Consider the following 18,745-nt stretch of genomic DNA (forward strand, 5'->3'; position numbering starts at 1 on the left):
TGCCGCGCACGCGGGAGGCACTCACCCCGGCACGCCTGGTGGACTCGCCCGCGCACGAGTGGTGCACTCGCCGGGTAGACGGCTCAAGTCCCTTTTAGGTGAGGAGAGTTCATGCCGCGCCCGTTCCGTTTCGGAGTCAATCTGCTCAGCCCCACGTCGGGAGAGGAGTGGCGCGCCAAGTGCCGCCGGGCCGAACAGCTCGGGTACGACGTGATCCTGGTCCCGGACCATCTGGGCATGCCTGCCCCGTTCCCGTCGCTGGTCGCGGCGGCGGAGGCGACCGAGCGCCCCCGGCTCGGCACGTTCGTGCTCAACGCGGGCTTCTGGAACCCGGCGCTGCTGGCCCGCGAGGTCGCCACCACGGACACCCTGACCGGCGGGCGGCTGGAGCTGGGACTCGGCACCGGGTACGTACCGGCCGAGCACGAGAAGGCCGGGCTGCCCTGGGGGTCGGCGGGCGAGCGGGTCGCGCATCTGCGGCGTACGGTCGAGGAGTTGGACCGGCTGCTCGGCTCCGAGGAGCACGAACCGCGGCCCGCGCAGCGGCCCCGGGTGCCGCTGCTCATCGGCGCCAACGGCGACCGGATGCTGCGGATCACCGCCGAGCACGCGGACATCGCGGCGTTCACGGGCGCGCGGACGGCGGCGGGCGGCAGGCTGGAACCGCTGACGGCCGGGGAACTCGACGAACGCGTCGGCCGCTACCAGGAGTTCGCGGCCGGGCGGAAGGAGCCCGCCGAACTCAACCTGCTGATCCAGATCGTCGAACTCACCGACGACCGCGGCGCCGCCGTACGGCCGTGGCTCGGCCACCTCCCGCACCTGAGCGAGGAGCAGGTCCTGGGGCTGCCGCTGATCCTCGTGGGGACCCTGGAGGAGATCGTCGACCAGGTGCTGGCGCAGCGGGAGCGGTACGGGTTCTCGTATCTGACCGTGCTGGAGCCGAACATGGAGACCTTCGCGAAGATCGTCGAGGCGCTGCGGGGGCGGTGACGGGGCGGCGGCGCCGACGGGGCCGGCACGGGTCCGCCGGGCGGCCGCTGTCCGGATCCTGGAATTCCAGGCCGCCGTCCGGGCCTCGTGATGGGATCGGTCCATGATCGACTTGCGTATACGGGCCGCGACACCCGCCGACCTCGACGCCGTCCTCGCCTTCTGGAAGGTCGCCGCCGAGGGCACGAGCATCAGTGACGACCGCGGGGGCGTCGAGCGGCTGGTGGCCCGTGATCCCGAGACCCTCATCCTCGCGGAGCTGGACGGCGAACTGGTGGGCACGGTCATCGCCGGTTTCGACGGCTGGCGGTGCCATCTCTACCGGCTCGCGGTGCACCCGGAGCGCCGGCGCAGGGGCATCGGCTCGGCGCTGCTCACCGCGGCCGAGGAGCGCTTCGTCCGGCTCGGCGGGCGGCGCGGCGACGCCATGGTGCTCGTCCGCAACGAGACGGCCCAGCATGCGTGGCGGGCGGCGGGGTACGCGCCCGAGGAGAAGTGGCGGCGATGGGTGAAGCCGCTCGGGGACTGACCTTCCGCTCGGCACCGACACTCCTTTGCCGGTCCTTTACCATGGGTGGACCCGTCAACCTCTACGGAAAGGTTGTGAGCGTCCGCCCATGGGCGAGCCTCCCAGTACCCGCCTCGGTACACCCCGTACCCGAGCCGGTGCACGACATCGCGCGATCCTCCCGCCCCTGTCCGACCATGGGACGGAGGTGACCCGATGACCGAAGTGCTCCTCCTTCTGGTGGCGGTGCTGCTCTCGCTGATCTGTGGTGCCTTCGTCGCCGCCGAGTTCTCCCTGACCACGGTCGACCGGGGCCGGCTGGAGCGGGCCGTGGAGCGCGGCGAGCGGGGCGCCGCCGGCGCCCTCAAGGCCGTACGGAACCTGACGTTCCAGCTCTCCGGCGCCCAGCTCGGCATCACCGTCACCAACCTGGTCGTCGGCATGCTCGCCGAGCCGTCCATCGCCAAGCTGATCGCGGGCCCGCTGGAGGCGGTCGGCGTCCCGGCGTCCGCGTCGAGTTCGGTGGCGCTGGTGATCGGTACGGCCCTGTCGACCGTCGTCCTGATGGTGGTCGGTGAGCTGGTGCCCAAGAACTGGGCGATCTCCGCGCCGCTGCCGGTGGCGAAGAAGGTGGCGAACCCGCAGCGCTGGTTCAGCGCCGCGTTCCGGCCGTTCATCACCCATCTCAACAACACCGCCAACCGTCTCGTACGCCTCCTCGGCATCGAACCCGCCGAGGAGCTGGCGTCCGCGCGCGGCCCCCAGGAGCTGGCGGCCCTCGCCCGGCACTCCGCCAAGGAGGGCGCCCTGGAGGCGGACACCGCCGAGCTGTTCGTGCGCACCCTGAACCTGGCGGACCTGACCGCGGAGAACGTGATGACCCCGCGCGTCCAGGTCATCGCCCTCGACGCCCAGGCGACCTGCGAGGACGTGGCGAACGCGACCCGGGCCACCGGCCTGTCCCGCTTCCCCGTCTACCGGGGCAACCTCGACTCCGTCGTCGGCACCGTGCACATCAAGGACGTCCTGGCCGTGCCCGCCGAGCGCCGGCTGCGCACCTCCGTCGCCGAACTGCTGCGCGAGCCGCTGCTCGTCCCCGAGTCCCTGACCGTCGACCGTGTCCTCGACCGGCTCTCCGGCAAGCGCACCATGGCCGTCGTCATCGACGAGTACGGCGGGACCGCCGGTGTGGTGACGTTGGAGGACATCGTCGAGGAGGTCGTCGGCGAGGTCCGCGACGAGCACGACCCGCACGAGACACCCGACCTCGCCCCCGTCGGCACCGACGAGGACGGCCGCGAGCTGTTCTCGGCCGACGGCTCGGCCCGCACCGACCAGCTGGCCCGCGTCGGCCTGCGCGCGCCGGAGGGGCCGTACGAGACGCTCGCGGGGCTCGTCGCCACCGAGCTGGGCCGGATTCCGGCCGTCGGTGACACCGTCGAGGTCGTCGGCTGGCGCATGGACGTGGTGGACGCCGCCGGACGCCGGGCCGCCCGTGTGCTGCTGCACGCGCCGGTCGCGTCCGACGAGGAGGACGAGGAGAGCGAGAGGGACGACCGGCGCGTGAGGCGCGAGAAGTCCGGCGGACCGGGGAAAACCGGTGAACCCGGGAAGTCCGGTGGACCCGAGAAGTCGGGTGGGCCCGGTGAATCCGGCGGACCCGCGAAGTCGGGTGGGCCCGGGAAGTCCGGCGGACCCGCGAAGTCCGGTGAGCCCTGGAAATCCGGTGAGCCCGGGAAGCACGTGGGGTCCGAGACGCGCCAGGGGTCCGAGAAGCATCAGGGGGAGACGCGATGACCGCCGTCCAGCTGCTGATCGGTTTCGCGACACTGGTCGTCAACGCCTTCTTCGTGGGCGCCGAGTTCGCCCTGATCTCGGTGCGCCGCAGCCAGATCGAGCCGTACGCCGAACAGGGCGACCGGCGGGCCCGCAGCGTGCTGTGGGGTCTGCAGCACGTGTCCGCGCTGATGGCCGCCGCCCAGCTCGGCATCACGCTGTGCACCCTGGTCCTCGGTGTGGTCGCGGAGCCCGCGATCGAACATCTGCTGGAGCCGGTGTTCCACGCGGTGGGCGTGCCGGAGGGCGCGGGCCACGTGATCTCCTTCGTGATCGCCCTGACCCTCGCGACCTACCTCCACATGCTGCTCGGTGAGATGGTGCCGAAGAACATCGCCCTCGCGGAGCCGGTGCGCAGCGCGCTGCTGCTCGGCCCGCCGCTGGTGACGCTGTCGCGCGGGCTGCGCCCGGTGATCTTCACGATCAACGCCTTCGCCAACACCCTGCTGAGGCTGATGCGCATCGAGACGAAGGACGAGGTCGCGGCGACCTTCTCGGACACCGAACTCGCCCGTCTCGTGGCCGACTCCAGCGAGGCCGGGCTCATCGACGACCGTGCGCAGGAGCGGCTGCGCGACGCGCTGGAACTGGGCCGCCGCCCCGTGCGCGACGTGGTGCTCCCGCTGGAGCGGGTCGTGTACGCGGGCATGGGGGTGACCCCGGAGGAGCTGGAGCGGCTGTCGGCCGAGTCCGGGTTCTCCCGCTTCCCCGTGGTCGACGAGGGGCGCCGGATCGTGGGCTATCTCCATGTGAAGGACGCGCTCGACGCGGCCCCGCGCGATGTGCCGTTCTCCGTCCGCGACATGCGGTCCATCGCCCGGGTGCGGGAGACCACACCGCTGGACGACGTGCTCACCGCGATGCGCCGCAGCCGGACGCACCTGGCGGCCGTGCTGGGCGAGGACGGGCGGCTCGCGGGCATCGTGACCATGGAGGACGTGCTGCGGGAGCTGCTGGGCCAGCCCAGCGTGTGAGGTCCGCGGGACCGCACGGGGTGAGGGAGGAGCCGACCGACCGCCGGGTATGTGAACGCGTTAGCATCGTGGACGCGATGCAGACGAACCCCACCTACACCAGCCTTGTCACGGTCGGCGACTCCTTCACCGAGGGCATGTCCGACCTCCTTCCCGACGGCTCCTACCGGGGCTGGGCGGACCTCCTCGCCGGCCGCATGGCCGCGCGGGCGCCCGGCTTCCGGTACGCCAACCTCGCGGTGCGCGGAAAACTGATCGGACAGATCGTCGCCGAGCAGGTGGACGTCGCGGCCTCGATGGAGGCGGACGTGATCACTCTGGTCGGCGGCCTGAACGACACTCTGCGCCCGAAGTGCGACATGGGCCGGGTGCGCGGACTGCTGGAGGAGGCCGTGGAACGCCTCGCCCCCTCCTGCAAGCAGCTCGTCCTGATGCGCAGCCCCGGCCGTCAGGGTCCGGTCCTGGAGCGGTTCCGGCCGCGCATGGAGGAGCTGTTCGTCTGCGTCGACGAGCTGGCCGCCCGGCACGGCGCCCTCGTCGTCGACCTGTACGGCGCTCCTTCGCTGGCCGACCCCCGGATGTGGGACGTGGACCGGCTGCACCTGACCGCCGAGGGCCACCGCCGGGTCGCCGAGGCGGTCTGGCAGACCCTCGGCCACGAGGCTCAGGACCCGGAGTGGCGGACGCCGATGCCCGCCACACCGCCGCCCGGCTGGAGCGCCCGCCAGATCGCCCACGCCCGGTTCGCCCGCCAGTATCTGCTGCCCTGGATAGGCCGCCGCCTGACCGGCCGCTCCTCGGGCGACGGCAAGCCGGCCAAGCGGCCCGAGTTGCTGCCGTACGAGGGCCCGCTAGCGTAGGGAGCCGTCCGGCGTGGGAGCCGCCTGGCGTGAGAGCCGTCCAGGCGTGAGACCCGCCTGACGTGAGGGGCCGCCGCACCGGGAGGCACACGTGTCCACGACAGTGATCAACCTCAAGGGCCGCATCCGCGACTTCGGCCCCCGGCTGGAGTTCGCGCCCGGCGACCTGGTGTACATCGGCCGCCGCTGGACCATGGGCCACTGGGACCTGCCGCGGCATCCGCTCTTCAACCCGTTCCAGTACGACACCGAGAAGAAGAAGCGGGACGGCACGCGGGCCGAGGTGATGGCGAAGTACCGCGAGTACCTGCTCGCCGACCCCGAGCTGCTGGCCCTCGTCCCGACCCTGCGCGGCAGGACGCTCGCCTGCTGGTGCGCGCCCGAGCTGTGCCACGGGGACATCCTGGCGGAGCTGGCCGACGCGCCGGACGCTTCTTCGTAGGTTCCTCCGAAGGGACCCTCGGCGCTCACCTGCACGAATCGCCAGTAGAATCCGTCCACGTGACTTCTGCGCCAGCCAAGCCCCGCATCCCGAACGTCCTCGCCGGACGCTACGCCTCCACCGAGCTCGCCACGCTCTGGTCGCCCGAGCAGAAGGTGAGGCTGGAGCGGCAGCTCTGGCTGGCCGTGCTGCGGGCCCAGAAGGATCTCGGCATCGAGGTGCCGGACGAGGCGCTCGCCGACTACGAGCGGGTCCTCGACACCGTCGACCTGGCCTCGATCGCCGAGCGCGAGAAGGTCACGCGGCACGACGTGAAGGCGCGGATCGAGGAGTTCAACGACCTCGCCGGGCACGAGCACGTGCACAAGGGCATGACCTCCCGCGACCTCACCGAGAACGTCGAGCAGCTGCAGATCCGGCTCTCCCTGGAGCTGGTCCGCGACCGTACGGTGTCCGTGCTGGCGCGGCTCGGCAAGCTGGCCGGCGAGTACGGCGAGCTGGTCATGGCGGGCCGCTCGCACAACGTGGCGGCGCAGGCCACCACCCTCGGCAAGCGGTTCGCGACCGGCGCCGACGAGCTCCTCGTGGCGTACGGCCGGGTCGAGGAGCTACTCGGCCGGTACCCGCTGCGCGGGATCAAGGGCCCGGTGGGCACGGCCCAGGACATGCTGGACCTGCTGGGCGGGGACGCCGGCAAGCTGGCGGAGCTGGAGGACCGGATCGCCGGGCACCTCGGCTTCGCGCAGGCGTTCACCTCCGTCGGCCAGGTCTACCCGCGCTCGCTGGACTACGACGTGGTGACCGCGCTGGTGCAGCTGGCGGCGGCCCCGTCCTCGCTGGCCAAGACGATCCGGCTGATGGCCGGGCACGAGCTGGTGACCGAGGGCTTCAAGCCGGGGCAGGTCGGCTCCTCCGCCATGCCGCACAAGATGAACACGCGGTCGTGCGAGCGGGTCAACGGCCTCATGGTCATCCTGCGCGGGTACGCGTCCATGACCGGCGAGCTGGCCGGCGACCAGTGGAACGAGGGCGACGTGTCCTGCTCGGTGGTGCGCCGGGTCGCGCTGCCGGACGCCTTCTTCGCACTGGACGGGCTGCTGGAGACCTTCCTGACCGTGCTCGACGAGTTCGGGGCGTTCCCGGCGGTGGTCGCGCGTGAGCTGGACCGCTACCTGCCCTTCCTGGCCACGACCAAGGTGCTGATGGGCGCCGTACGGGCGGGCGTCGGCCGTGAGGTGGCGCACGAGGCCATCAAGGAGAACGCCGTCGCCTCCGCCCTCGCCATGCGCGAGCAGGGCGCCGAGCGCAACGAGCTGCTCGACAAGCTCGCCGCCGACGACCGCATCCCGCTGGACCGCGGTCAGCTGGACGCCCTCATGGCCGACAAGCTCTCCTTCACGGGCGCCGCCGCCGACCAGGTCGCCGTGGTCGTCGCCCGGATCGAGGAGATCGTGAAGCAGCGCCCGGAGGCCGCCGGCTACACGCCGGGAGCGATCCTCTGACCCGCTGGACCCGGGCCGAACTGGAGGCCGCCCGCGACCGGTTGGTGCCGGACGTGACCGCGGACGGCCTCCGGGTCCTGTTCTGCGGCATCAACCCGGGGCTGATGACGGCCGTCTCCGGCCACCACTTCGCCCGCCCCGGCAACCGCTTCTGGCCCGTCCTGCATCTGTCCGGGTTCACGCCCCGGCTCCTGAAGCCGTCCGAGCAGGGCGAGCTGCCGTCGTACGGGCTCGGCATCACCAATGTCGTGGCCCGTGCCACGGCACGCGCCGACGAGCTGACGGCGGAGGAGTACGTCGAGGGCGGGCGTCTGGTGACCGCCAAGGTCGAGCGGCTCCGGCCGCGCTGGCTCGCGGTGGTGGGCGTGACCGCGTACCGGTCGGCCTTCGGCGACCGCAAGGCCGCGATCGGACCGCAGGAGCGGACGATCGGGGACGCGCGTGTCTGGGTGCTGCCCAACCCGAGCGGGCTCAACGCGCACTGGACGGCGGCGACGATGGCGCAGGAGTTCGGGCGGCTGCGGGTGGCGGCGGCGGGCTGACCGCTCCGGCTCCCATGGGTTCGGCCGGGTCAGGGCGGGTCGATCTCCGTTATCAGCGCGATCAGTTGGAACGGCAGCTCCTTGTCCCACTGGGAGACACCGAGCGCGACCCAGCGGCCGTGGCCGTCGGCCCGCCACAGATGGACGTCGGGGACATGGGAGCTGAGCGGTCCCCAGGGCTCGGGGATGTCCTCGCCGTCCGTGGAGCGGTCGAGGACGCTCCAGAGGCTGAACACGTCGGGGACGCCCCAGCGCGCGGCGAGCCGCTCCGACAGGGCGTCCCGGTCCGCCTCGTACTGCTCCTCGGTCTCCTCACGCCGCGTCCCGTCGTCCTCCCAGAAGCCGGCGCTCGTCTCTAACTCGGCGAGGTGCCAGCCGGGTCCGGCCGTGCCGACGTCCGAGCGGCCGGGCTCCGCCGGGAAGTCGTCGGAGCACAGCCGCTCGATGACGGCGAGGTGCTGCGTGATGCTCATACGGTCCAGTAAAGCGGGCACCACTGACAATTGGCACGGCGTCAAGGGGGCGGGCATTCGCCTGGCACGGCGTCAGGGGGGCGGGCGTTCGACCGGCGGGCGGGGCGACGGCGGGCTGCACCGGGCGCCGGGCCCGCGGCTCCGGCTCCCGCCCGTGCCTCCCCCGCGACTACCCCGTGCCGGCTCCGCCCGACCTCACCCGTCGGGGATTGCGCAGGTCGGGGCTGCGGGCACTCGCCGGGGTGCGTCGTGGCGAGTACGATCCGGCAGACACGGGAGCGAGCTGGGAGGACGGACGTTGGGGCGACTGACCGGCGGGGATCCTTCTCTGCTCCGAAGAATCAACTCGGCCGTGGTGCTGCACGCCCTGCGGGCCACGGACCACGCGACCCTCACCGAGATCACCAGGGTCACCGGGCTGTCCCGGCCCACGGTGGAGGGCGTCGTGGAGGGGCTGGTCGAGGCCGGGCTGGTGGTCGAGCGGGCCGCCGACGAGGGCGCCGCCCGACGGCAGGGGCGCCCGGCACGGCACTACCGGTTCCGGGCCGAGGCGGGCCATCTGCTGGGCCTGGACGTGGGCTCGCACCAGGTGACCGCGCTGCTCGCGGACCTCGACGGGCGGGTGCTCGGCTCGCTGTCCAAGGACGTCTCCGAGTCCGCGTCCGCCGACGACCGGCTGGAGCGGCTGCGCTCGACCGTGGCCGAGCTGCTCCGCAAGGCCGGGGTCTCGCGTGGTTCGCTGCGCGCGGTGGGCGTGGGCAGTCCGGGGGTCATCGAGGCGGACGGTGCCGTACGCCTGTGCGCGGCCCTGCCGGAGTGGACGGGCCTGAACCTCGGCGAGCGGCTGAGCCGTTCCTTCAAGTGTCCCGTCCTGGTCGAGAACGACGCCAACGCGGCGGCCGTGGCAGAGCACTGGAAGGGTGCCGCCGCCGAGTCGGACGATGTGGTGTTCGTGCTGGCGGGGCTGAGCCCGGGCGCGGGTTCGCTGATCGGCGGGCGGCTGCACCGGGGGTACGGCGGCGCGGCCGGCGAGATCGGCGCGCTGCATCTGCTGGGCCGCGAGGCCACCCCGGAGGCGCTGCTGTCGACCACGGGCGAGCCGCTGCATCCGCTGGACGAGCAGGCGGTCGCCGAGGTCTTCCAGCACGCGCGCGAGGGCGACGTACGGGCCCGGGAGGCCGTCGACCGCTTCATACAGCGTCTCGTGCACGACGTGACGGCCCTCGTCCTCGCCCTCGACCCGGAACTCGTGGTCGTCGGCGGCTGGGCGACCGGTATCGACGACGTCCTCGACCCCCTCCGCCACGAGCTGGCCCGCTACTGTCTGCGCCCGCCCCGCGTCGCCCTCTCCCGGCTGGGCGAGGCGGCCGTCGCCATGGGCGCGCTCCGGCTGGCCCTGGACCATGTCGAGGAGCAGCTCTTCGCGGTGGAGGGCACGGTCACGGCACGCCGCTGACGCACCGCACCACCGCGAGCCCGCCGCGCGGGGGCGCGGCGGGCTCGGGTGCGGCTCTCATACGGGTGCGGCTCGCGCGCGTGGGGCACGCCTGCCGTGTCGTCAGGAGGCGCGGCGCTCCGGGCCGTGGTGGATCTCGACGCCGCCCGAGGCGCCGAAGGTCAGGCGGCACGTGTCAGCACGGTAGGTGGCCAGGGAGACGGCTGCCGTGCGTCCCTCGGCGTAGAAGCGGGTGGTGACGACGAGGACGGGCGCGCCGGGCAGCCGGTCCAGCTCCTTGGCGTCGTCCGCGCGGGCGGAACCCAGCTCCACCGAGCGCTCCTGTCCCTCCAGCTCCAGGCGCTGCAGCTCACGCAGCACCGCACGCGCGCGTGCGGCACCGGAGGGGGCGTCTATGGCGGAGAGGGCGGGCACCGAGGCCGCCGGGATGTAGAGCAGTTCGGCGGCGACGGGCTGGCCGTGCGACACACGGGAGCGGCGTACGACGTGCACCTGCTCGCCGTGCACGCTGTCCAGGATGTCCGCGACGGCGACGGGCGGTGTCGAGTCCGCGCAGTCCACGGGCTGCCAGGCGTCACCGGCGGTGCCCGGCCACGCCTGCTGTTCGGTGCCGACCGCGACGCCCACGCGCGGGGGTGCCACGGTGGTGCCGACGCCGCGCCGGCGCTGCAGTCGGCCCTCCAGTTCGAGCTGCTCCAGCGCTTGGCGGAGGGTGGCCCGGGCGACGCCGAAACGGGCCGCCAGATCACGCTCGTTGGGCAGGATCTCCCCCACCGAGAACTCGGAGTCCAATGCCTCGCTGAGCACGGTCTTCAGATGCCAGTACTTCGGTTCCGGCACCGATTCCAGCTGCTGGGTCCCCACCCTGTCCTCCGCTGCTTCGCCGTGGCCCGGCGGCGTTTTTAGCGCCCTTGTTTATTAAAGGTTGTTGCACTTTCTTGCGACCATAGGCCTGCCCCCACCCTTGGTCAAGACCAATCATCGAACCCTCGGGCATCCGACGGGCCGGACGCCCGGCAGCGTTCATCAAGGCTTCACGGCCGCCAGGGCGAGCAGCTTCTCCGGGTTGCGCACGATGTAGACGCACTGGATCAGCCCGTCGGCGACGTCGAGTTGGAACACGCTGTCCACCTTGTCGCCGGTCAACAGGACCACCGCGTAAGCACCGTTGATCTCCATGAAGCGGAACGAGGCGTCCGGGATGCCCTTGCCTGCCGCGCCGTGCACGAACCGACCCACCTTGTCGGCGGTTTCGAGGACCCGCACCGGGGCCTTGCCGATGCCGCCGCCGTCGCCCACGAGTCGGACGTCGGGGGCCAGCAGCGCCATGAGTCCGTCGAGGTCGCCACCGGTCGCGGCGGCGAGGAACTTCTCCGTCAGCTCCCGGCGTTCGGCCGGGTCGACCTCGTAGCGCGGGCGCCGCTCATCGACATGCCGGCGGGCCCGCCCGGCGAGTTGGCGCACGGCGGGCTCGGCGCGGTCGATCATGGCCGCGATCTCGGCGTACGGACAGCCGAAGGCCTCCCGGAGCACGAACACCGCGCGTTCCAGGGGCGACAGAGACTCCATGACGACGAGGACGGCGAGCGAGACGGTGTCGGCGAGGACGGCCCGCTCGGCGGTGTCGGGGACGGTGGCCCCGTAGTCGGTGAGGTACGGCTCGGGCAGCCAGGGGCCCGGATAGGCCTCGTTGCGCGACCGCACCTGGCGCAGCCGGTCGATGGCGAGCCGGGTGGTGATCCGGACCAGATAGCCGCGGGGTTCACGCACCTCGGACCGGTCGGCGCCGGACCAGCGCAGCCAGGCCTCCTGGACCACGTCCTCCGCGTCGGCGATCCGGCCGAGCATGCGGTACGCGACTCCCATGAGGACGGGGCGGTGCTCTTCGAAGACGTCGGTCGCGATATCGGTGTCGGTGGCCACCCGTCCATCCCATCCCGGCGGGCGCCGCCCTGTCCAGGCGATTCCGGGCACGTGCGCGGGCTTGTTACCGACAAGGACTACCCGCCGGTAGCAGTTGCTGACAAGCTGTCTATGAACGCCGTACGTCAGCGCGCCCCCCTCCCAGACGAGGAGCTGCACCATGTCCGCCGCCACGGTCACCTTCCAGGTCCCCACCCCGCTCGGCCCGCGACCCGTGACGGTCTCCTACACGCGCGAGGGCACGGGCGAGCCGCTGCTCCTGCTGCACGGCATCGGCCACCACCGGCAGGCCTGGGACCCCGTGGTGCACATCCTGGCGGCCGAGCGCGAGGTCATCGCCGTGGACCTGCCCGGCTTCGGCGAGTCCCCGGCGCTGCCCGACGGCCTCGCCTACGACCTGCCCACGACGACCGCCGTGTTCGGCGCCTTCTGCGAGGCACTGGAACTCGACCGCCCCCATGTGGCCGGCAACTCGCTGGGCGGGCTGCTCGCCCTGGAACTGGGCCGCGAGAAGCTCGTACGGTCCGTCACGGCCCTGTCCCCGGCCGGGTTCTGGAACGAGGCCGAGCGGCGGTACGCCTTCGGAATCCTGCTCACCATGCGGCACATCTCACGGCGGCTGCCGCTGCCCCTGGTGGAGCGGTTGTCCCGTTCGGCGGCCGGTCGTACGGCGCTGACGAGCACCATCTACGCCCGCCCGGCCCGGCGTTCCCCGGACGCCGTGGTCGCCGAGACGCTCGCGCTGGCGGGGGCCACCGGGTTCGACGCGACGCTCCGGGCCGGCGGCAGCGTGCTGTTCACCGACGACGTCCCCGGGCTGTCGATCACCGTGGCCTGGGGCACCCGGGACTGGCTGCTCGTCCGCCGCCAGGGCGTCCGCGCCAAGCGCGTCATCCCCGGCGCCCGCCTCGTCCGACTCCCCGGCTGCGGCCACTGCCCCATGAGCGACGACCCCGCGCTGGTCGCCCGCGTCATCCTCGACGGCAGCCGCTGAGTTCTTGGCCGAGCGGTACAGCGCGGGTCCGGTGGGGGCTTCTCGCGCAGTTCCCCGCGCCCCTGAAAGAGGCCTGCGGCCCTTTCGGGACGAAAAGCACGGGCGCAGCCCCTGCTTTTCAGGGGCGCGGGGAACTGCGCGACCAGCCCCCACCGGCCCCTCAGACGACAACGCACCCGATCCCCACGTCCTGACGCATCACCCGCTTCCCTCGTGACCCGGACAGTTGTTCACTTGCCGTTTCCGTGTGCGCTGCGGCGTACGCGTAGTTGTGGCTGTGCACACTGGCCGGATCCGTCACTGGAGGCGCATTCATGTCACACCGTCCGCCGAGTTCCCAGCCCGGTCGCCGCAGCGTGCTGCGCGGCTCGCTCGCCGCGTCGGCGGCACTCGCGCTGCCCGGTTCCGTCGCGCTCGGCTCGGTGCCGGCGCTGGCCCTGTCGGGGCGGCCCGAGGCCGGGTGGGGTGTGCAGACCGGCGACGTGACCGCGCACTCCGGGCTGGTGTGGGTGCGGTCGGACCGCCCGGCGCGGATGATCGTCGAGACGTCCGCCACCGAGTCGTTCCGCAACGCGCGCAGATGGCACGGCCCGCTGCTCGGCGCCGGTACGGACTTCACCGGGACGACGCGGCTGCGCGGTCTGCCGTCGGGCGAGCAGATCCACTACCGGGTGCTGCTGGCCGACCCGGACGACCCGCGCCGCACGGGTGAGCCGGTCACCGGCACATTCCGTACGACCTCGCTGAAACGCCGGTCCGGGGCGCGGTTCGTGTGGTCGGGCGACCTCGCCGGGCAGGGCTGGGGCATCAACCCGGACCGCGGCGGCTACCGCATCTTCGACGCGATGGGCGCGCTGGACCCGGACTTCTTCCTGTTCAGCGGCGACACCATCTACGCGGACGGCCCGATCGCGGCGACGGCCGCGCTCCCCGACGGCGGAACCTGGCGGAACGTCACCACCGAGGAGAAGTCCAAGGTCGCCGAGACGCTGGCCGAGTTCCGGGGCAACTTCCGCTACAACCTGCTGGACGAGAACCTGAAGCGGTTCAACGCCCAGGTCCCGGCGATCGTGCAGTGGGACGACCACGAGGTCACCAACAACTGGTACCCGGGCGAGATCCTCACCGACACCCGGTACACCGAGAAGAACGTGGACGTCCTCGCGGCACGCGCGCGGCGGGCCTTCAGCGAGTACTTCCCGATCTCCACGCTGCGGCCGGGCGACCGGGAGGGCCGCGTGCACCGCGTCATGCGCCACGGTCCCCTGCTGGACGTGTTCGTGCTCGACATGCGGACGTACCGCAACGCCAACTCGCCCGACATCCAGACCACCGACCCGGTGGGCATCCTCGGCGCCGAGCAGCTCCAGTGGCTCAAGCGGGAGCTGTCCCGCTCCCGCGCGGTGTGGAAGGTGATCGCCTCCGACATGCCGCTCGGCCTGGTCGTGCCGGACACAGGTGACGGAAAGCCGAACATCGAGGCCGTGGCCCAGGGCGACCCGGGCGCGCCGCTCGGGCGGGAGCTGCAGATCGCCGAGCTGCTGCGGTTCGTCAAGCACCGCAGGATCACCGGCACGGTGTGGCTGACGGCGGACGTGCACTACACCTCGGCGCAGCACTACCAGCCGTCGCGGGCCGCCTTCACCGACTTCGAGCCGTTCTGGGAGTTCGTCTCCGGCCCGCTGAACGCCGGTGCCTTCCCGGCCAACGCGCTGGACGGCACGTTCGGTCCCGAGCGGGTGTTCGTCAAGGCGCCGACCGCGGCGAACGTGTCACCGGCGGGCGGCTACCAGTTCTTCGGCGAGGTCGACATCGACGGCCACAGCGGGGAGCTGACGGTCCGGCTGCGCGAGCAGGACGGGACCGTGCTCTACACGAAGGTGCTGCAGCCGGGTCTCGTCGGGCAGTAGGCCAGAGCCCGCAGCTCGTCCGACAAACGCCCTTGACCTCGCGTCTTCGCAGGTCAGGGGCGATTGTCAGTGGTGGCTCCTACGGTTTTCCCATGACGCGATCTCTACAGGCCGTGGCCTACACCCGACCCTCCGCGCTGGAGTCCGTGGCGGGCGGACGCCGGCTGGGGCTGGAGACCTCCCGGGGCGCGACCCCGACGGGGGTCGAGGACCATCCCCGGTTCTTCACGGGCTTCCTGACCTCCCCTCAGGTGGCGGCTGCGGGGCTGCTGGCGGTCGCCGACGTGGCGGCGGCGCGGTACTTCCAGCAGCAGCTGCGGGCCTCCCTGGATCCGGTGGTGACGGGGAACGGGGACCGGCTGCGGTTCGAGTCCTTCTCGGGCTGCGGTGGCGTCTACGCCCGGCTGGACGTGCTGGAGAGCGGCCTCGACGGCGGCGAGGTGGGGCACGGCACGACCAATGTGGACGTCAACAACCCCCTGCGGGAGGCGCTGTCCCGGATCGGCGGGGACGATCCGCTGCATCTGCGGGTCGGGCCCGAGGAGTTGGCGGTGACCACGCTGGACGGCCCGGTGGTGGAGAAGAAGGTGCCGCTGCCGGACCGCTGGCTGCGCGGTTTCGCCGAGGCCCAGGTGATCGCCGCCGGGTTCGATCTGCGGGCCGAGCTGCCCGCCGCCGAGGCGGTGCGATTCCTGCGGTCGCTGCCTCGCGGGGGTGCGCGAGGGGCCTCCCGGGGCGTCCAGTGGGTCGTGCCCGCCGGACGCGCCCTGCGGCCGACGACCCGGCCCGTGCCGGGCGCGGTCTGTCTGCCGGGCCCGGAGCGGCTGGTGGCGCTGCAGCGGGCGCTGCGCCATGCCACGGCCCTGCGGGTCTACGGCCCGCCGGCCGCCGGTGAGGCCGCCCTCGCCAGTGCCTGGGAGGTCGTGCTCCCCGGTATGCGACTCACCCTCACACTGTCCCCGGAGGCCGCGCGGGGCTTCTCCGGCGAGGGCGGTGTGCTGGAGGCACTGGCCACCGACGAGGCCGCCGAGGACGCGGAGCTGATCGGGGTCCTGCTCGCCTGGGAGCCGCGCATCGACGTCGGCGACCTCGCCGCCTTCTCCGGCCTGCCGGCCGACCGGGTGCGGGCGGCGCTGACCCGGCTGGGCACCTCGGGCCGCGTCGGCTACGACACCGCGGAGGCCGCGTACTTCCACCGCGAACTCCCCTACGACGCCGACCGCGTCGAGCGCCACAATCCGCGGCTCCGCTCGGCCCGCGCCCTGGTGGCCGCCGGAGCGGTCTCCCTGGACGGCGACCTCGGCACCGTCACCGCCGAGGACGGCCATGTCCACCGCGTACGGGACAGCGCGGGCACCCTGACCTGCTCCTGCCTGTGGTGGGCGAAGTACCGGGGCGGCCGGGGCCCCTGCAAGCACGCGCTGGCGGTGCGCATGGTCCGCCGGGGCGCCACGGCGGCGCCGGACGACACACAGGCCGGCGCCGGAGCCGGCACGGCACGGATCGACGGGGGTGCGCGATGAGTACGGAGTCGCTGATCAGGGCGGTGCGGTCGGGGAACACGAGTGACCTGGTCGCGCTGGTGGACGGCATGACGGACACCGAACGGCGGGCGTGCGTGCCGGAGTTGAAGCAGGTGCGCAAGGAGCTGCGGGCGGAGCCCTGGGGGTCCCCGGCCCGGCACGTGTATCCGGCGCTGCACGCGGCCGGTGCCGCCTGTCAGACGGGGGCCGCCGCCGTGGCGGCCTGGCTCACCGGGTCCGAGCTGCGCTGGCGGCAGGCGCCGCCGAAGGTCCTGATCGAGGTGCTCGGCGACCGCGATCCCGCCTGGCTGGCCGAGGTCGTGCGCCGCCTGGCGGAGCGCCCCCTTTCCGCGGACGTCCCGTACGAGCTGATGGCCGGCCTCGTCCGGCTCGCGGGCTGCCCGGTGCCCACGTCCGAGGCGTATGTGCGCGGCTGGATGGACCACATCGGGCGCGTACACCGGCCGGCCGGCACGGTGATCGGGAATCTGCGGAACGACCCGCATCTGGCGGAGCTGGTCGCCGCGCTGTTCGAGACCGAGGAGATCGGCGCCCGCAGCGCCTGGCGGTACGGCGACGGACTGAACAACTGGACGTACGCCCTCACCCAGCTGACCCGGGAGGGCCTCCTCGACCGCGCGGCCATGATCGACGGGTGTGTGGCCCGGCTGCTGCGCGGCGGCGGCTCCACCGCCGACAACAAGGTCTTCCTGGGCCTGCTGACCGCGCTCGACCTCACCCGTGACGAGCGGCGTGATCGGATCGCGGACTGGACGGCGCTGTGCGCGGACGCGCCCTCCACGGTCGCCGCCCACGCGCAGTCGATCCTCGCGGGCTTCGCGCTGGACGGCGAACTCGGGCCGCGCCGGCTCGCGGAGCTGTCCGGCGCGGTCCTCTTCCGGACCGAGAAGAGGCTCGTCCGGGCGCAGCTCGTGCTGCTGGGCAAGGTCCTCAGGCAGGATGCGTCCACGGCGGCCGAGCTGCTTCCGGCGGTCACACAGGCGTTCGGGCACCCGGACACGGATGTGCAGGAGAGGGCGCTGAAGCTGGTGGAGCGTCACCTCGGCGATCTCACCGACCCCGACCCTGACGCCGACCTCGGCCCCGGTAGCGGCAGCGGCAGCGGCAGCGGCAGCGAGGTGCTCGGCGTACGGGACGAGATCGCCGACGCCGCGGCCCAGTTGGTCCCCGGCCTCCGTGTCCGGGCCCACCGCCTCCTCGGCGCCCCGGACGCGGAGGTGCCCGCCTCCGAGGTGTACGAGGAACTGCTTCCGCCCGTGCCCCTGCCGACCCGGCTCGCCCCCGCTCCGGTCACGGTGACCGAACTGGCGGAGGAGATCGGTGCCCTGCTGGCCGCGGAGGGCGAGGTCGGCGCGTTCGAGCGGGCGTTGGACGGACTCGTACGGCACGCGCACCGCGACCGGGACGCCCTGGTGGAGGCGCTGGGCCCGGCGAGGGCCGGACGCTGGTGGACGGAGATGGACACGGGGTACGTCGACAAGTACTTCCGTGACTCGCCCCACGGTCTGGACATCGTCCTCGCGGCACTCTTCGAGCGGGTGCGCACCGAGGCCCTGCGTCCGATCCGCGACAAGGCCGACGAGTCGGCGGGCTGCGTGCACGCCGGTCTGGCCTGGTCGTTCGACGCCCGGCTGCGGGAGATCGCGTATCGGGTCCGCACCGAACCGCTGCCGTTCCTGCTGGCGACGCCCACCTGGAGCACCGGTGCGCTGGAGGCGGCGGAGCTGGTGGAGCGGCTGGACGCCTACCGGCGGTCGGGCGACCGGCCGGGCGAGGCGGACTTCGCGCAGGCCCTGCTGCGGGTGCGGCGCGAGGACCCGGCGGCGCTCGTGTCCGGCGCGGCGGCGGCCCGGGAGCTGGGCACGAGGGAGGGCGACCGGCTGGCGGAGTGGCTGCTGACGGATGTGCCGTCGCAGCCCGCCGAGCGGAGCCGTACGGCCGGGCCGAGGATGCTCGTGGAGTTCGGCGAACTGCCCGAGATGCGGGGCGGGTCGTTCCCGCCGGAGTTCCGTCGGCTGGGGCGGCCGTCGTCCGTGTACACGGACCGCTACTACTGCGCGCACTGGGACAATGACGAGTGGAAGCACTGGCTGGCGATGGTGCCGGGGCGGCCGGAGCTGATGGCGGGACGCATCCTGCGCGATCTCTCCATGGCCACCGTCGAGGACTCCCGGTCCGGTTACGGTTTCCTGCCGACGCTGGCCGAGGCGGAGGGCGAGGCGGGCCTCGCCGTCCATCTCTGTGTCGCGTACGGGCTGGGCGCACAGCGTGCGGAGGACCGGCTCGCCGCCGTGGACGCCCTGCTGGTGCTGGCGGCGCGCGGGCGGCTGGACGCGGAGCAGTTGGGTGCCGACCTGGGGAAGCTGGCGGTGCTGGGGAGTGTGAAGCCGGCGCGGCTCGCGGAGGCGATGGGGACCGCCGCGGCGACCGGGGCGTACGGCACGGCCTGGGCGGTGCTGCGGGCGGCGCTGCCGCCGCTGTTCGCCGACCTCACGGACTTCGCGGGCCTCGCGGACTTCGCGGGCCTCGCGGACGGGAAGGGGAAGGGGACGAAGCCGGCTCCGGCGCCGCGCGGTCTCGGGGATCTCGTGGCCGTCGCCGCCGAATGCGTGGAGCGGTCCGGGGCCCACGGGGAGCTGCCGCGTCTCGCGGAGGTGGCGGAGCGGCCGGGCTCGTCCCGGCTGGTGTCCCAGGCCCGGCGGCTCCGGACGGCGCTCGCAGGGGCGGTGGGAGAGGTGGTGGAAGGCGCGGCGGTCTGACCACGGCGGTCATGATGGGCGCCGGTTGC

16 protein-coding genes are annotated in these 18,745 nt (G+C 72.9%); 13 read left to right on the forward strand and 3 right to left on the reverse strand.

The window, feature by feature from the left end; all coding sequences use genetic code 11:
* Positions 1 to 111: 111 nt before the first annotated feature.
* The 8 genes from J8M51_RS10745 to mug all read left to right on the forward strand — a co-directional run bounded on the left by J8M51_RS10745 (position 112) and on the right by mug (position 7,657).
* Positions 112 to 993 (forward strand): LLM class F420-dependent oxidoreductase, encoded by an 882-nt coding sequence (locus J8M51_RS10745; protein ID WP_086761401.1) that lies wholly within the window; start codon positions 112 to 114, stop codon positions 991 to 993.
* 103 nt (positions 994 to 1,096) lie between these two features.
* Positions 1,097 to 1,522: a GNAT family N-acetyltransferase gene (locus J8M51_RS10750; protein ID WP_086761399.1), complete on the forward strand. Its 426-nt coding sequence runs from the start codon at positions 1,097 to 1,099 to the stop codon at positions 1,520 to 1,522.
* A 195-nt stretch (positions 1,523 to 1,717) separates the two neighbouring features.
* Positions 1,718 to 3,298, forward strand: coding sequence for a hemolysin family protein (locus J8M51_RS10755; protein ID WP_086761397.1), 1,581 nt, complete (start codon positions 1,718 to 1,720; stop codon positions 3,296 to 3,298).
* Complete coding sequence (locus tag J8M51_RS10760; protein WP_086761395.1) at positions 3,295 to 4,311, forward strand: hemolysin family protein; 1,017 nt, start codon at positions 3,295 to 3,297, stop codon at positions 4,309 to 4,311. The genes J8M51_RS10755 and J8M51_RS10760 overlap by 4 nt, the downstream gene beginning before the upstream one ends.
* A gap of 77 nt (positions 4,312 to 4,388) precedes the next feature.
* Positions 4,389 to 5,171, forward strand: coding sequence for an SGNH/GDSL hydrolase family protein (locus tag J8M51_RS10765; protein WP_086761403.1), 783 nt, complete (start codon positions 4,389 to 4,391; stop codon positions 5,169 to 5,171).
* Between the two features lie 91 nt (positions 5,172 to 5,262).
* Entirely contained in the window at positions 5,263 to 5,613 is a 351-nt protein-coding gene (locus tag J8M51_RS10770) for a DUF4326 domain-containing protein (protein ID WP_086761393.1), read from the forward strand.
* A gap of 59 nt (positions 5,614 to 5,672) precedes the next feature.
* Positions 5,673 to 7,115 carry an adenylosuccinate lyase gene (gene purB / locus J8M51_RS10775; RefSeq protein ID WP_086761391.1) on the forward strand — a complete coding sequence of 481 codons (1,443 nt, stop codon included), beginning with the start codon at positions 5,673 to 5,675 and terminating at the stop codon, positions 7,113 to 7,115.
* A gap of 44 nt (positions 7,116 to 7,159) precedes the next feature.
* Positions 7,160 to 7,657 (forward strand): G/U mismatch-specific DNA glycosylase, encoded by a 498-nt coding sequence (gene mug, locus J8M51_RS10780; RefSeq protein WP_086761389.1) that lies wholly within the window; start codon positions 7,160 to 7,162, stop codon positions 7,655 to 7,657.
* A gap of 29 nt (positions 7,658 to 7,686) precedes the next feature.
* On the opposite strand, the gene J8M51_RS10785 is transcribed toward mug, so the two are convergent.
* On the reverse strand, positions 7,687 to 8,130 hold the full coding sequence (locus tag J8M51_RS10785; protein WP_267299137.1) for a hypothetical protein: 444 nt from the start codon (positions 8,128 to 8,130) through the stop codon (positions 7,687 to 7,689).
* 298 nt (positions 8,131 to 8,428) lie between these two features.
* Here J8M51_RS10785 and J8M51_RS10790 point away from each other — a divergent pair, with 298 nt between their 5' ends.
* The gene (locus J8M51_RS10790) at positions 8,429 to 9,586 is read left to right on the forward strand and encodes an ROK family transcriptional regulator (protein WP_216587542.1); all 1,158 of its coding nucleotides are present in this window, start codon (positions 8,429 to 8,431) and stop codon (positions 9,584 to 9,586) included.
* Between the two features lie 102 nt (positions 9,587 to 9,688).
* On the opposite strand, the gene J8M51_RS10795 is transcribed toward J8M51_RS10790, so the two are convergent.
* Both J8M51_RS10795 and J8M51_RS10800 read right to left on the reverse strand, forming a co-directional pair.
* Positions 9,689 to 10,450: a GntR family transcriptional regulator gene (locus J8M51_RS10795; RefSeq protein ID WP_216587543.1), complete on the reverse strand. Its 762-nt coding sequence runs from the start codon at positions 10,448 to 10,450 to the stop codon at positions 9,689 to 9,691.
* 162 nt (positions 10,451 to 10,612) lie between these two features.
* Positions 10,613 to 11,509 carry an RNA polymerase sigma-70 factor gene (locus J8M51_RS10800; RefSeq protein ID WP_086751636.1) on the reverse strand — a complete coding sequence of 299 codons (897 nt, stop codon included), beginning with the start codon at positions 11,507 to 11,509 and terminating at the stop codon, positions 10,613 to 10,615.
* A gap of 160 nt (positions 11,510 to 11,669) precedes the next feature.
* On the opposite strand from J8M51_RS10800, the gene J8M51_RS10805 reads away from it, so the two are divergent.
* From J8M51_RS10805 to J8M51_RS10820, 4 genes are all read left to right on the forward strand, one after another.
* A complete protein-coding gene (locus J8M51_RS10805) occupies positions 11,670 to 12,503 on the forward strand; it encodes an alpha/beta fold hydrolase (protein WP_086751634.1) in 834 nt (277 codons plus the stop codon).
* Positions 12,504 to 12,817: 314 nt separating this feature from the next.
* A complete protein-coding gene (locus J8M51_RS10810; RefSeq protein ID WP_086751632.1) occupies positions 12,818 to 14,413 on the forward strand; it encodes an alkaline phosphatase D family protein in 1,596 nt (531 codons plus the stop codon).
* Between the two features lie 92 nt (positions 14,414 to 14,505).
* Positions 14,506 to 15,936 carry an SWIM zinc finger family protein gene (locus tag J8M51_RS10815; protein WP_086751630.1) on the forward strand — a complete coding sequence of 477 codons (1,431 nt, stop codon included), beginning with the start codon at positions 14,506 to 14,508 and terminating at the stop codon, positions 15,934 to 15,936.
* The gene (locus J8M51_RS10820; RefSeq protein WP_086751628.1) at positions 15,933 to 18,716 is read left to right on the forward strand and encodes a DUF7824 domain-containing protein; all 2,784 of its coding nucleotides are present in this window, start codon (positions 15,933 to 15,935) and stop codon (positions 18,714 to 18,716) included. The genes J8M51_RS10815 and J8M51_RS10820 overlap by 4 nt, the downstream gene beginning before the upstream one ends.
* Positions 18,717 to 18,745 lie beyond the last annotated feature (29 nt).

This window comes from Streptomyces griseiscabiei, from assembly GCF_020010925.1.
GTDB classification, from domain to species: Bacteria; Actinomycetota; Actinomycetes; order Streptomycetales; family Streptomycetaceae; genus Streptomyces; species Streptomyces griseiscabiei.

What these genes read in the sequence shown, in the direction of transcription:
- J8M51_RS10745 (WP_086761401.1), top strand. Translation starts at nt 112, where the DNA reads ATGCCGCGCCCGTTCCGTTTCGGAGTCAATCTGCTCAGCCCCACGTCG.
- J8M51_RS10750 (WP_086761399.1), top strand. Translation starts at nt 1,097, where the DNA reads ATGATCGACTTGCGTATACGGGCCGCGACACCCGCCGACCTCGACGCC.
- J8M51_RS10755 (WP_086761397.1), top strand. Translation starts at nt 1,718, where the DNA reads ATGACCGAAGTGCTCCTCCTTCTGGTGGCGGTGCTGCTCTCGCTGATC.
- J8M51_RS10760 (WP_086761395.1), top strand. Translation starts at nt 3,295, where the DNA reads ATGACCGCCGTCCAGCTGCTGATCGGTTTCGCGACACTGGTCGTCAAC.
- J8M51_RS10765 (WP_086761403.1), top strand. Translation starts at nt 4,389, where the DNA reads ATGCAGACGAACCCCACCTACACCAGCCTTGTCACGGTCGGCGACTCC.
- J8M51_RS10785 (WP_267299137.1), bottom strand. Translation starts at nt 8,130, where the DNA reads ATGAGCATCACGCAGCACCTCGCCGTCATCGAGCGGCTGTGCTCCGAC.
- J8M51_RS10805 (WP_086751634.1), top strand. Translation starts at nt 11,670, where the DNA reads ATGTCCGCCGCCACGGTCACCTTCCAGGTCCCCACCCCGCTCGGCCCG.
- J8M51_RS10810 (WP_086751632.1), top strand. Translation starts at nt 12,818, where the DNA reads ATGTCACACCGTCCGCCGAGTTCCCAGCCCGGTCGCCGCAGCGTGCTG.
- J8M51_RS10815 (WP_086751630.1), top strand. Translation starts at nt 14,506, where the DNA reads ATGACGCGATCTCTACAGGCCGTGGCCTACACCCGACCCTCCGCGCTG.
- J8M51_RS10820 (WP_086751628.1), top strand. Translation starts at nt 15,933, where the DNA reads ATGAGTACGGAGTCGCTGATCAGGGCGGTGCGGTCGGGGAACACGAGT.